The 13,386-nt window shown below is 72.4% G+C and carries 11 protein-coding genes; 8 read left to right on the plus strand and 3 right to left on the minus strand.

Translation table 11 applies throughout. The features are described from left to right. Positions 1-6: 6 nt before the first annotated feature. On the minus strand, positions 7-2,325 hold the full coding sequence (locus tag ACFWRV_RS00585) for an acyl-CoA dehydrogenase family protein (RefSeq protein ID WP_384326400.1): 2,319 nt from the start codon (positions 2,323-2,325) through the stop codon (positions 7-9). Between the two features lie 179 nt (positions 2,326-2,504). Here ACFWRV_RS00585 and ACFWRV_RS00590 point away from each other — a divergent pair, with 179 nt between their 5' ends. Continuing rightward, positions 2,505-4,037, plus strand: coding sequence for an MFS transporter (locus ACFWRV_RS00590; RefSeq protein WP_384326402.1), 1,533 nt, complete (start codon positions 2,505-2,507; stop codon positions 4,035-4,037). Here ACFWRV_RS00590 and pepE read toward each other — a convergent pair. Beyond that, positions 4,000-4,728, minus strand: coding sequence for a dipeptidase PepE (gene pepE, locus ACFWRV_RS00595; protein WP_384326404.1), 729 nt, complete (start codon positions 4,726-4,728; stop codon positions 4,000-4,002). The two genes, ACFWRV_RS00590 and pepE, sit on opposite strands and share 38 nt — an antisense overlap. Positions 4,729-4,763: 35 nt before the next feature. Next, complete coding sequence (locus ACFWRV_RS00600) at positions 4,764-5,591, minus strand: IclR family transcriptional regulator (protein ID WP_384326406.1); 828 nt, start codon at positions 5,589-5,591, stop codon at positions 4,764-4,766. A gap of 148 nt (positions 5,592-5,739) precedes the next feature. On the opposite strand from ACFWRV_RS00600, the gene ACFWRV_RS00605 reads away from it, so the two are divergent. The 7 genes from ACFWRV_RS00605 (at position 5,740) to ACFWRV_RS00635 (ending at position 13,385) form a co-directional block, all read left to right on the plus strand. Further along, entirely contained in the window at positions 5,740-6,693 is a 954-nt protein-coding gene (locus tag ACFWRV_RS00605) for a DUF1177 domain-containing protein (protein ID WP_384326408.1), read from the plus strand. After that, a complete protein-coding gene (locus ACFWRV_RS00610) occupies positions 6,693-8,087 on the plus strand; it encodes a cytosine permease (protein WP_384326410.1) in 1,395 nt (464 codons plus the stop codon). The genes ACFWRV_RS00605 and ACFWRV_RS00610 overlap by 1 nt, the downstream gene beginning before the upstream one ends. Continuing rightward, on the plus strand, positions 8,084-9,391 hold the full coding sequence (locus ACFWRV_RS00615; RefSeq protein ID WP_384326412.1) for a M20/M25/M40 family metallo-hydrolase: 1,308 nt from the start codon (positions 8,084-8,086) through the stop codon (positions 9,389-9,391). The genes ACFWRV_RS00610 and ACFWRV_RS00615 overlap by 4 nt, the downstream gene beginning before the upstream one ends. Positions 9,392-9,649: 258 nt before the next feature. After that, a complete protein-coding gene (locus tag ACFWRV_RS00620; RefSeq protein WP_384326692.1) occupies positions 9,650-10,237 on the plus strand; it encodes a class I SAM-dependent methyltransferase in 588 nt (195 codons plus the stop codon). Positions 10,238-10,313: 76 nt separating this feature from the next. Then, on the plus strand, positions 10,314-11,231 hold the full coding sequence (locus tag ACFWRV_RS00625) for an N-acetylmuramoyl-L-alanine amidase (RefSeq protein WP_384326414.1): 918 nt from the start codon (positions 10,314-10,316) through the stop codon (positions 11,229-11,231). A gap of 166 nt (positions 11,232-11,397) precedes the next feature. Then, positions 11,398-12,264 carry a DUF5336 domain-containing protein gene (locus tag ACFWRV_RS00630; protein WP_384326416.1) on the plus strand — a complete coding sequence of 289 codons (867 nt, stop codon included), beginning with the start codon at positions 11,398-11,400 and terminating at the stop codon, positions 12,262-12,264. Positions 12,265-12,374: 110 nt separating this feature from the next. Beyond that, complete coding sequence (locus tag ACFWRV_RS00635; protein WP_384326418.1) at positions 12,375-13,385, plus strand: LLM class F420-dependent oxidoreductase; 1,011 nt, start codon at positions 12,375-12,377, stop codon at positions 13,383-13,385. The last annotated feature ends 1 nt before the right edge of the window (position 13,386 follow it).

A 13,386-nucleotide genomic window follows, 5' to 3' on the forward strand; every position in this document is an offset into this window, starting at 1 on the left:
TGTTGGTCAGTCCCGGGGCAGGCCGAGGATCCGTTCGGCGACGATGTTGAGCTGGATCTGGGTGGTGCCGCCGGCGATGGTCAGGCAGCGGGACATCAGGAAGCCGTGCAGGGCCCGCTCCCCCGCCGCCGGTTCGTCCACCGCGCCGTCCGGGCCGAGGAGTTCGAGGGTGAGCTCGGCGACCTTCTGCTGGTGGACGGTCTGGACGAGTTTGCGTACGGAGGCTCCGGCGCCCGGTTCGAGGCCGGAGACCTGCTGGAGGGTGGTGCGCAGCCCGATGCAGGCGAGCGCGTGCGCTTCGGCGGCGAGCGCGCCGATGCGGGCCCGGGTGGGGTCGTCGAGCCCGGCCGAGCGGGCGATCAGCGCTTCGAGGCCGCTGTCGAAGGTCATCTGGTCGGCCATGTGGACGCGTTCGTTGCCGAGCGTGTGGCGGGCGACCCGCCAGCCGCCGCCGGCCTCGCCGACGACGGCGTCGGCGGGCAGCAGGACGTCGTCGAAGTACACCTCGTTGAAGAGGGATTCGCCGGTGATCTCCTTCAGCGGCCGGATCTCGATGCCCCGGGCCTCCTTCATGTCGACCAGGAAGTAGGTGAGCCCGCGGTGCTTGGGCGCGTCCGGGTCGGTGCGGGCCAGCAGGATGCCGTGGTCGGCGGTGCGGGCGGCGCTCGTCCAGACCTTCTGCCCGGTGATCCGCCACCCCTCGTCGGTGCGTACGGCACGGGTGCGCAGCGCCGCGAGGTCCGATCCGGCGTCGGGTTCGGAGAAGAGCTGGCACCACTGGAGGTCGCCGCGCAGGGTGGCCGGCAGATACCGCTCGCGCTGCTCCTTCGTCCCGTACGCGATCAGGGACGGCACCACCCAGGTGGCGATGGACAGATCGCTGAGACGGATGCCCTGTTCCCGTAACTCCTGCTGGATCGCCAGCTGTTGTACGGGTCCGGCGTCCAGGCCGTACGGGGCGGGGAGGTGCGGGGCCCCATGGCCGGTGGCGGCGAGGGCGCGGCGGGCCCCGTGGGGCGTGAGGCCCCGGGCGGCGGCGAGGTGGGGCCGGGCCTCGGCTCGGTGGCGGGCGGCCTCGGGGGGAAGCTCCAGGGCGAGTTCGCGGCGGACCCCGGCCTCGGCGAGGCGGGCGGCGCGCAGCCGGTGGGCGTCGGCGGGGCCGAGGAGCTGCCGGGCGAGGACGGCCCGGCGCAGTCGGAGGTGGGCGTCGTGCTCCCAGGTGAAGCCGATGCCGCCGAGGATCTGGATGGCGTCCTTGGCACAGGTGTAGGCGGCCTCGGGTGCGGTGGCGGCGGCGAGGGCCGCGGCGAGCCCGCGCGCCTCGGCGCCCGCCCGGCCGGACCCCTCGTCGACGGAGCCTGCCCCGTCGGGGCCCTCGTCGGCGGGCCCTGCCCCGTCGGACCCCGTGCCGCCGGAGCCCGCCCCGTCGAACCCCTCGTCGGCGGCGCGGGCCGCGTCCCAGGCCAGGGCGCGGGCCTGTTCGAGGCGGACGAGCATGTCGGCGCAGAGGTGCTTGACCGCCTGGAACGCTCCGATGGGCCGCCCGAACTGTTCGCGTGTCGCGGCGTGTTCGACGGCGGTGTCCAGGCTCCGGGCGGCGGTGCCGCAGGCGTCGGCGGCGAGGAGGACGGCGGCGAGGTCGCGGACGAGCGCGGGGTCACCCGTGCGCACGGTCCGGTGCGCCGGTACGTGGACCGCGTCGGCGCGCACCTCGGCGGTGGGCCGGGTCGGGTCGACGCTGCGGTGCGGGCGCACGGCGATGCCCTCGGCCCCGGCGTCCACGAGGAACCAGAGTTCGCCGTCGGGCGTGGCGGCGGGCAGCAGGAGCAGGTCGGCCGCGTCGGCGCTCAGGACGGGCGGGGCGGTGCCGTCGAGCCGGTGGCCGCCCTCGGCGGGGGTGGCGGTGAGGGTGCCGGGAGTGAGGGCGAGGGCGGCGGTGAGGGTCCCGGCGGCGATGGACCGGAGCAGGTCGCCGGTCCCCGGACCGCCCGCCCGCCCCAGCACCGCGCCGGTCAGCACCGTCGCGAGGTACGGGCCGGGCAGCGAGGCGTACGCGGCCTCCTCCAGGACCACGGCGAGGTCGAGGAGACCCCCGCCGCCGCCTCCGTACGCCTCGGGCAGATGGATGCCGGTGAGCCCCTGCGCGGCGAGCGCCTTCCCGTGCGCGGGGCGCACACCACAGGCGGCCGGGGTCGCCGCGTCGAGGAGTTCGCGCACCTCGCCGGGGGGTGCGGCGCGGGCCAGCCACCCCCGTACGGAGTGCGCCAGCGCGCGGTGCTCGTCGGTGATCCCGATGCCGGTGCCGATAGCCGTGCCGATGCCCATGCGCGTCTCCGCCGGTCGCAGCCACTGGAACGGCGAAAGAGTAGAACACGTTTCAATCTGACGGAAGGCCGGAAGACGGGTCGGTCCGAACCGGAATAAGGGCGCAGCCCAGAAGCGTTCACCCTGCACACACTTGGGGGGAGCCCGGGTGACCGACGGCTGCCCGGGAGGCCCCACGCATGCGACGAACGCGACAGATACGGCACGCAGGGCACCTTCCCGGGCCGCCGAAAGCGCGCTCCAGCCGCATCGTGCCCGTCCTCGCCTTCGCGGGCATCACCGTCGCGGTCATGCAGACCCTGCTCGTCCCGGTCATCAAGGACCTGCCGGTCCTGCTCGGCACCGACCCGGCCAACGCCACCTGGGTGATGACCGCCACCCTGCTCGCGGGCGCCGTCTCGACCCCGATCATGGGCCGGCTCGGCGACCTCTACGGCAAGCGGCGGATGCTGCTCGCCTCCCTCGCCGTCATGGTGATCGGCTCGCTGATCTGCGCCTCCACCGACGACCTGGTCGTGATGATCACCGGCCGCGCGCTCCAGGGCTTCGCCATGGGCGCCATCCCGCTCGGCATCGGGATCATGCGCGACGAGCTGCCGCGCGAGAAGCTCGGCTCGGCGATGGCCCTGATGAGCTCCTCCATAGGCGTGGGCGGCGGGCTCGCGCTGCCCGCCGCCGCGCTGGTCGCCCAGCACGCCGACTGGCACGCGCTGTTCCTCGGGTCGGCCGGGCTCGGCCTGCTCGCGATGGCGCTCACGTACGCCCTCGTCCCCGAGCCGCCGCTGCGCGCGCCCGGCACCTTCGACGTGATCGGCGCCCTCGGGCTCTCGCTCGGTCTGGTCCTCCTGCTGCTGCCGGTCACCAAGGGCAGCGACTGGGGCTGGACCTCGGCGCCGACCCTCGGGCTGCTCGGCGCGTCCGTGGCCACCCTGGTGCTGTGGGGCCTGTTCGAGCTGCGCACCCCGGCCCCGCTGGTCGATCTGCGCACCACGGCCCGCCGTGAGGTGCTGCTCACCAACCTCGCCTCGATCATGGTCGGGGTCGCCTTCTACGCGGTCTCCCTGGTCCTGCCCCAACTGCTCCAGCTGCCCACGTCGACCGGTTACGGCCTCGGCCGGTCCATGGTGGTCGCCGGGCTCTGCGTGGCCCCGCTGGGCGTGACGATGATGTTCGTCGCCCCGCTGTACGCCCGGATCTCGGCCCGCCGCGGCCCCAAGGCCACGCTGATGCTCGGCATGCTGGTCATCGCCGTCGGTTACGGGGCCGGTCTCGGCCTGCTCTCCGCCGCCTGGCAGACCGTGCTGATCGCGGTAGTGCTCGGCGCCGGGATCGGCCTCGCCTACTCCTCGCTGCCGGCCCTGATCATCGGGGCCGTCGACCCGTCGGAGACCGGCGCGGCCAACGGCCTCAACACCCTGATGCGCTCCATCGGCACGTCGGTGTCGAGCGCGGTCATCGGCATGGTGCTGGCCAACACCTCCGTGACGATGGGCTCGGTCCAGGTGCCGTCCATGGAGGGCTTCCGGATCTCGTTCCTGATCGCCACGGGGGCGGTGCTGATCGGCCTGGTGCTGGCGGCCTTCCTGCCCTCGCAGCGCCCGTCCGCGCACCCCGTGCTCCTGGCGAGCAGCGCGGACGACGCGAGCCCGGTCAGCGCGGACGACGCCGGCGCGGTCAGCGCACCGGAGCGTCGAACCGCGGCGCTGTCCTGAGCAGCCGGGACACGTCGGATCCCGGCAGGAGCTCCTGAGGCTCGGCCGCGCGGGAGAACAGCCGGGCGGGGCGGGCGCCCTGGACGTTAGCCCGGTCACCGTCGACGCGGAGCCAGGAGCCCTCGCGCAGCCCGAGCACGGGTACGTCGTTCTCCTCCAGGAACTCGGTGAGCCGCTCCTCGCGGGTCTCGCCCTTGTGGGTGCTGTCCGGGTCGGGGTCGAGATAGTGCGGGTTGATCTGGAACGGGACCAGGCCCAGCGTCTCGAAGGACGGCGGCTGCACGATGGGCATGTCGTTGGACGTGCGCAGGGTCGGGGCGGCCATGTTGGTCCCCGCGCTCGCGCCCATGTAGGGCAGCCCGTCCCGTACCGCGTCCCGCACGGCCTCGCGCAGCCCGGTGCGGTAGAGGGCGCCGAGCAGCCGGAAGGAGTTGCCGCCGCCGATGAACACGGCGTCGGAAGCGGCGAGTTCGGCGACCGGGTCGGGGTTCTCGTGCACGCCGCGCACGGTGATGCCGGCCGGCTCCAGGGCCTCGCGGACCCGGGCGGTGTACGCGGTGTGGTCGGCGAGCGCGTACGGGACGAAGGCGAGTCGCGCGTTCGCGGGGAGGAACGCGGTGACGGTGTCCAGGGCGTGTTCCAGGTAACCGCAGCCGTACTGGGTGGAGTTGGAGAGCAGAAGGAGATTCACGGGGTTCCTCGGGTACGTCGGGCGGATCGGGTCGGTCAGGTGGTGCGGGGCCGCCGGGCGCGGGACTTCGGCCGCTGCGGCGGGTGGGTGAGGCGCTGCTCCAGCAGCTGGGCCGCGTGGCGCAGCGCGTCGAGCCGGTCCTCGGGAGCCCCCTGGAACCGGTCCTCTCCGCCCCCGAGGCTGAGACTTCCGTACGGCTCGCGCCCCAGGAAGACCGGTACGGCGACGGTGGCGATCCCGGTGTCGTACTCGCCGACCGTCCAGGCGTAGCCCTGGGCCCGGATCTTCAGGAACTCCCGCTCCAGGAGGTCCGGATCGGTGACGGTGCGGTCCGTGAAGCGCGCCATGGGGCGGCCCCGGAAGAGCCGGTGGCGCTGCTCGTCGGGCAGACAGGCGTAGTACGACTTACTGGTCGCCCCCGCGTGCGCCGGGTAGAGCTCGCCGACCAGCGGGTAGTAGCGCAGCGGTCCGGTCTCGCCCTCCTCGGCGGCCACGCAGCGCATGTGGAAGTTGTCCGGCAGGCAGAACAGGGCCGTGTCGCCGGTGGTCCGGCGCAGCTCCTCCAGGACCGGACCGGCCAGCAGCTCCAGAGAGCCCGAGCGCTCCCAGAGCCGGCCGAGCCGCAGCACGGCGGGGCCGATGCGGTAGCGGCGGGTGGCGGGGTCGGAGACCAGGAAGCCCCGGCCGGCCAGGGTGGCGAGCAGCCGCTGGGCGACGGAGGTGTCCCAGCCGAACTCCTCGGCCACCTCCGTGACGCCCCAGTCGGGCCGGGTGCGCTCGAAGGCGAGCAGCACCAGGAGTGCCCGGTCGACGGTTTGCAGCGCCCCGGCGGGCGTGCGCCGGTCCAGATCGAATTCGGCCATCGTCATCTCACCATTCAGACCGCGATTGCAGATAACGGGAAACAGTTGCGCTCAACGCTATCCGATCCCGAATGTTGCCTCAGCACCCCGCCCCGCGCTCTCCCCCGACGAGCGCCGGGCGGGTGTCAGGATCAGGAGAAAAGCCCCCATGTTGAAGTACGTACTGGACATCGTCGAGCTGCTGGACGATCCCCAGGTCACTGGCAAGACGGTCGTCGAGTACCTCGACGCCGCGGCGGGGGCCGAGGGCTCGTCCGCACAGGTCACCACGGTCACGGGTGACCAGGGCTCGACGGACTTCGTGCTCGTCCGCATCCCCGGCTCCCGCGGCCGGACGGCGGGCGGCAGCGCCCGCACCCTCGGTGTGGTGGGCCGGCTCGGCGGTCTCGGCGCCCGGCCCGAGGTGACCGGTCTGGTCTCCGACGCCGACGGCGCGGCCTGTGCCATCGCCACGGCGGCCAAGCTGCTCGACATGCGCCGTCGCGGCGATGTGCTGCCCGGTGACGTGATCGTCGCCACCCACATCTGCCCGGACGCGCCGACCGAGCCGCACGACCCGGTGCCGTTCATGGGCTCGCCCGTGGACATCGCCACCATGAACCGGCACGAGGTGACCGCCGACATGGAGGCCGTGCTCTCCATCGACACCACCAAGGGCAACCGGATCATCAACCACAAGGGCCTGGCCCTGTCGCCCACCGTCAAGGAGGGCTGGGTGCTCCGGGTCAGCGAGCAGCTCGGCGAGCTGCTGGCCGTGGTGACCGGTGAGCCGTTGGTCACATACCCGGTGACCACCCAGGACATCACGCCGTACGGTAACGGTGCACACCACATCAATTCGATTCTCCAGCCCGCCACCGCGACCGCGGCTCCGGTCGTCGGTCTCGCGGTCACCTCGGCCGCCGCGGTGCCGGGCTGCCAGACGGGCGCGAGTCATGAGAGCGACATCGCGTCCGCCGCCCGCTACGCCGTGGAGGTCGCCAAGGGCTTCGGCGCCGGGAATCTGGACTTCCACGACGCGGTGGAGTTCGACAACCTCGTCAACCGCTACGGGTCGCTGGCTCACCTGCAGACCCTCGGCCGCACCACCCAGGAGTCCTGATGGCATCCGCCCCCCAGGCCGACGCCACGGCCCCCGAAGCCAAGAGCATCGGCAGCGACGACTACTCGCTCTCGCGGGTCCCGCGCGACAAGCGCTTCGGCTTCTGGTCCATGCTCCTGCAGTGGCTGGCCCAGTCCGGCTCGATCTCCCAGTTCACGCTGGGCGCCACCATCGGCGTCGGCATGACCTTCGGGGACGCCTTCCTCGCCTTCACGCTCGGCGCGGTGATCCTGGAGATCGTGATCTTCGCGATCGGCCTGGCCGGTATGCGCGAGGGTCTGGCGACCCCGATGCTCACCCGCTGGACGGGCTTCGGCCGCAACGGTTCGGCGCTGGTCAGCTTCGTCATCGCGGTCAGCCTGGTCGGCTGGTTCGGCGTCCAGAACACGATCTTCGGCGACAGCGTCTCGGCGCTGGTCGGCGGACCGTCCTGGATGTGGTGCGTGATCGCGGGCATCGCCATCACCGCCCTGGTGATCTTCGGCTTCCGGTACATGGCCCTGTTCGCCAAGATCGTCACCCCGCTGTTCTTCGGCATGGTCGCCTGGTCGATCATCACGACGCTGAACGACCACTCGATCAGTGAGCTGATCAGCTCGCCGCCGCCCGGCGAGGCGATCCCGCTGGCCGTCGCCGCCACCGCCATCGCGGGCGGTTACATGACCGGCGCGATCGTCTCCCCGGAGATGACCCGCTACAACAGGAAGGGCTCGCACGTCTTCGTGCAGAGCGCCTCCTCGATGATCCTGTCCGAGTACATCGTCGGCATGGTCGGTGTGCTGCTCGGTCACCTGGTGAAGTCGAGCGATGTGTCCCACATCGTGCTCTCCACCTCGGGCGCCTTCGGTGTGATGGTGGTCCTGATGTCCACCGCGAAGATCAACGACTGGAACCTGTACGGCTCCTCGCTCGGCGTCGTCAACTTCTTCCAGGTCGTCTTCCGCAAGCGGCTGCACCGCGGCGTGGTCACCGTCGTCCTCGGCATCGCCGGCACGCTCCTGTCCGCGGTCGGCATCATGACCCACTTCACGGAGTTCCTCTCCCTGCTGGGAGTGATGATCCCGCCGATCGGCGGGATCATCGTGGCCGAGTACTGGGTCGTGAAGCGGATGCGCAAGCCGCTGGACGACACCCGTGCGGCGGAGACCCTGCCGTCGACCTCGCCCACCTGGGTGCCGATGTCCCTGGTCATCTGGGTCGTGGCCTTCTGTGTCGGCAAGTTCTACGACGGCGGCATCCCGGCCCTCAACTCGCTGGCCACCGCCTTCCTGCTGTACTGCGTCCTCGGCCTGCTGGGCTGGGTCAGGCCGTACGGCACCTCCACCCTGGACGACGAGGACGGCAGCAGCCCCGCCCCCGCCGCCCGCGCGACCACTCCGGCAGGAGCAGCATGACCCTCACCCCCGCCTCCGAGCAGGCCCAGACCGAGGTCGTGGACCTCTGCGCCGCACTGATCCGGTTCGACACCTCCAACCCGACCAGCGACGAACGCGCCGCGGCCGACTGGGTGGTGGACCGCCTCGCCGACGTGGGCATCGCGTCCGAACTGGTCGAGTCCGCCCCGGGCCGGGCCAGCGTCATCGCCCGGATCGCCGGGAGCGACCCCACCCGCGGCGCCCTGCTGGTCCACGGCCACCTGGATGTCGTGCCCGCCGACGCCTCCGAATGGCAGGTCCCGCCGTTCTCGGGCGAGATCCGCGACGGCTACCTCTGGGGCCGGGGCGCGATCGACATGAAGGACACGGTGGCGGTCATGCTCGCCACCGCCCGGCACTTCGCCCGCACCGGCACGCGGCCGGCCCGCGACGTGGTGCTCGCCTTCCTCGCGGACGAGGAGGCGGGCGGAAAGTTCGGCGCGCACTGGCTGGTCGAGCACCGCCCGGACCTCTTCTCCGGGGTCACCGAGGCGATCGGTGAGGGCGGCGGCTTCTCCTTCGCCCTCGACGACACGCGCCGGCTGTACCCGATCGAGAACGCCCAGCGCGGTATGGCCTGGATGGAGCTCACCGCGAACGGCCGGGCCGGGCACGGCTCGTCGCCCAACGACGAGAACGCGGTCACCGACCTCGCCGAGTCCCTCACCCGGATCGGCCGCGAGACCTTCCCCATCCGGCTGATCGAACCGGTCCGCGCCCTGCTGGAGGAGGCCGCCCGGCTCTACGGCGTCGAGTTCGACGAGAACGACATCGAGTCGAGCCTCGCCCGCCTGGGCCCGGTCGCGGACTTCATGCAGGTGGTGCTCCGCAACTCGGCGAACCCCACCATGTTCACCGCCGGCTACCAGACCAACGTCATCCCCGGGAAGGCCACCGCCCGCGTGGACGGCCGGTTCCTCCCCGGTCACGAACAGGAACTGATCGACACGATCGACCGGCTCCTGCTCCCCTCCGTCAGCCGCGAGTGGGTCAACCACGACATCGCGATGGAGACGACGTTCGACGGCCCGCTGGTCGACGCGATGTGCGACGCCGTCCGCGCCGAGGACCCGGACGGCCACCCCGTCCCGTACTGCAACCCGGGCGGCACCGACGCCAAGGCCTTCACCCACCTGGGCATCCGCTGCTTCGGCTTCAAGGGCCTGAAGCTCCCGCACGACCTGGACTACGGCCGCCTCTTCCACGGCGTGGACGAGCGCGTCCCGCTGGAGGGCCTGCGCTTCGGCGTCCGCGTCATGACCCGACTCTGGCAGAGCTGCTGACCCGAGCGCGCCGTTCTGCCGGGGACCGCCCGGACCCGGGCTCACCCCACGTACGCCCCCGCCGATCCTTCCGGCGGGGGCGTACGGCACGATGGGTCGCCGTCCCAGCCGAGCCGCCCGTCGTCGGCACCCCGCCCCACCTGGAGGAACCCCGTGACCGCCGAGTCCGCCGCCGCGTCCGCGGCTTCCGCTTCCGCCGCCGGACCCCCCGGACCCGAGCCGGAGATCCTCGCCGCGTTCGAGGCCGCCAAGGGCTTCATGCCGGTCCACGAGGGCCTCGCCCTGTACGCCGCCGCCACCGAGGCCGGCGCGCTCGGGCTGCCGCTGCTGGAGGTGGGCACGTACTGCGGGCGCTCCGCCATCCTGCTCGCGGACGCGGCACGGGCGGCCGGGGTGAGCGCGCTCACCGTCGACCACCACCGGGGCAGCGAGGAGCAGCAGCCCGGCTGGGAGTACCACGACCCGAGCGTGGTGGACCCGGAGGTCGGGCTGATGGACACCCTGCCGACGTTCCGCCGCACCCTGCGCCGGGGCGGCCTGGAGGACCACGTGGTGGCGCTCGTCGGGCGTTCCCCGCGGGTGGCCGCCGTATGGAACGGGCCGCTCGGGCTGGTCTTCATCGACGGCGGGCACACCGACGAGCACGCGAGTGCCGACTACGAGGGCTGGGCCCCGCACGTCGCCGAGGGCGGCCTGCTGGTGATCCACGACGTGTTCCCCGACCCGGCCGACGGCGGGCAGGCCCCGTACCGGATCCACCAGCGGGCGCTGGCCTCGGGGGCGTTCACCGAGGTCTCGGTGACGGACTCGCTGCGCGTGCTGCGCCGCACGGGGGGCGGGATCTGAGCCGTACGGGACCGCGTCCGGGCCGCACGGGACGCGGTCCGGGCCGTCCGGACAGCCGGGTGGGTAGCATCGCCGCGTGCCGTACGACGACAGCCCTCCCCCCACCCGCCGCGCCCGGCCCCTGTCCGTGGCCGCCGCCCTGGCCGCCGTATGCCTGACCGCCGCCGGATGCGGCGGCGGTCCGGAAGCGGGCCGGGCCGACGGAGCCCCGCCCCGGCCCGACGCGGGCGCTGCCTCCCCCGCCCCCTCCGAGCCGGCCGGTTCCGCCGCTCCCTCCGCTTCTCCTTCCGGTTCCGCTTCCGCGAAGCCGCTGCCGAAGGGTCCGCTGACCGGCCGGACCGTGGTGATCGACCCGGGACACAATCCGGGTAACCGCGACCACACCCGGGAGATCAACGAGCAGGTCGACATCGGCACCGGCCGCAAGGAATGCGATACGACCGGTACCTCCACGAACGACGGTTACGCGGAGGCCCGGTTCACCCTCGACGTGTCCCACCGGCTGCGCACCCTGCTGGAGGCCGAGGGCGCCCGGGTCCGGCTGACGCACGACGCGGACCGGCCGTTCGGACCATGCATCGACGAGCGGGCCCGGATCGGGAACGAGGCGAAAGCCGATGCCGTGGTCTCGGTACACGCGGACGGATCGACGGTGGGCAACCGGGGCTTCCATGTGATCCTGCCCGCCGCGGTGAAGGGCGGCGGGGCCGACACCTCGAAGATCGTGAAGAGTTCGGCCGATCTCGGCGCGAGGATCGCGGGACACTTCGTCCGCACGACCGGAAGCGCACCTTCCAATTACATCGGCGGAAATACCGGTCTGGACACGCGTAATGATCTCGGCGGACTGAATCTGTCGACCGTGCCCAAGGTGTTCGTCGAATGCGGCAATATGCGTGACCCGAAGGACGCCGCCCTGCTCACCAGCGCGAGTTGGCGGCAGAAGGCGGCCCAGGGCCTGGCCGACGGCATCAGTAGCTACCTGAAGGGGTAGTTCTGCGGTGAAATTGGGGGGATAACCGCTCATGATCCGGGCTCGGGCGCAACCCGCCCGGGCAGACGATAGATTCATCCGTACGATGGGGAGCCGCTCCCAGCTTCGAGCCGCACCGGCGGCAGCGACGACCGCCCCGACGAGACGACCGACTAAGGACCTTCACGTGAATATCCGATCCCTCACTCGAGGCGACGGCGTGGTGATCGGAGCAGCGGTCGTGCTGTTCATCGCCTCTTTCCTCGACTACACCAGCTTCTGCCCGCAGGGCATCGACTGCTCCCGGGTCGACAACCCGAACGCGTGGGACGCACTCGGGCTCCTGATGAGCGTCTTCCTCGCCGGCGTCATCGCCGCGGCGCTGGTGATCGTCAGCCGTGCGATGCCGGGCCGTAAGGTCGTCGGGCTCGACCTCGGCCAGTTCGGCGTGGCGCTCACCGTCTTCGCCGTGTGGACCGCCTTCTGGACGATCCTCGACATCAGCAACGCCGGGGCCGGCCTGATCCTCGGTCTGCTCGCCACCATCGTGCTCGCCGGCGCCGCGATCGCCGGACCGCTGGTGCCCTTCCTCAAGGCCCCGCTCCTCAGCCCGCCCTCCCCGGCGCAGGGCGTGCAGGGCGGCCAGGCCCCGTACGGCGTGCAGCCCGGCCAGGGCTACGGCTTCCCGGGCGGCCAGCAGCAGCAGCAGCCGTACGGCGCCCAGCCGAACCAGGGTTACGGCTACCCGGGCGCCCAGCAGGGCCAGCCCGCGCAGGCCGACCCGGCTCACGCGCAGGCGCAGGCCCAGCAGGCCCAGGCCCAGCAGCCCGCACAGGGCGGCGCGGCACCGGCGGACGACTTCACCCCGTTCTGGTTCGCCGTTCCGGTGGCGCGCCCGTTGTACGGCGAGGACGGTTCGCCGAACCCGATCGCCGAACTGGCGCCGGGCACCTGGTACCTCGCGGTGGAGCAGCGCGGCCAGAGCCTGATCGCCCAGACGCAGGACGGCCGTCGCGGCGTCCTCCAGGACACCACGGGCATCCAGCGCGGCTGATCCCCGACGCACACCGCGGCCCCTCGCCCTTCCGGGCGGGGGGCCGTTGTCGTACAGTCCAAGCCGACCACGCTTCTGACACTTCGTCAGCTAAGGCTGGAGGGAACGGCATGCGGCTCGGACTCGCGCTCGGATACTGGGGCCGCGGCCCGGACCCCGACCAGCTCGCCCTGGTCCAGGAGGCCGAGCGGCTCGGCTACGACTCGGTGTGGACGGCGGAGGCCTGGGGCTCGGACGCCTTCACGCCGCTGACCTGGATCGCCGCCCACACCTCGCGGATCCGGCTGGGCACCGGCATCGTCCAGATGGCGGCCCGTACGCCCACCGCGACGGCCATGCACGCGCTGACCCTGGACCATCTCTCCGGCGGCCGGATGCTGCTCGGCCTCGGCCTGTCGGGGCCGCAGGTGGTGGAGGGGTGGTACGGGCGGCCGTTCCCGAAGAGCCCGCTGACCGCGACCCGCGAGTACGTCGAGGTGATCCGGCAGGTGCTCGCACGGGAGGGACCGGTGGAGCTGGCGGGCCGCTTCCACCCCCACCCGTACGACGGCCCGGACGCCACCGGTCTCGGGAAGCCGCTGAAGCCGATCACGCATCCGCTGCGCGCCTCGCTGCCGGTCCTGCTGGGGGCGGAGGGCCCGAAGAACATCGCGCAGACGGTTCGGATCGCGGACGGCTGGCTGCCGCTGTACTGGTCGCCGCTGCGCACGGACGTGTACGAGGCCTCGCTCGCCGGGCTCCGGGACGGTTTCATGGTCGCGCCGATGGCCCGTGCGCACGTCTGCGACGACGTGGCCGAGGGGCTGTGGCCGGTGAAGGCGATGCTCGGCTTCTACATCGGCGGGATGGGACACGCGGCCCGCAACTTCCACGCCGACCTGATGGCCCGCATGGGCTTCGAGGAAGAGGCCCGGCGGGTCCAGGAGCTGTTCCTCCAGGGCCGCAAGGAGGAGGCGGTGCGGGCGGTGCCCGACGCGTTCGCGGACGAGATCTCGCTGATCGGGCCGCGCGCCCGGATCGCGGAGCGGCTGGAGCTGTGGCGCACGGGTCCGGTGACGGATCTGCTGGTCACCGCCCCGGACCCGCACACACTGCGGGTCCTCGCGGAGCTCAGCTCCTAGA

This window comes from Streptomyces sp. NPDC058576, assembly GCF_042718715.1.
Taxonomy (GTDB): Bacteria; Actinomycetota; Actinomycetes; order Streptomycetales; family Streptomycetaceae; genus Streptomyces.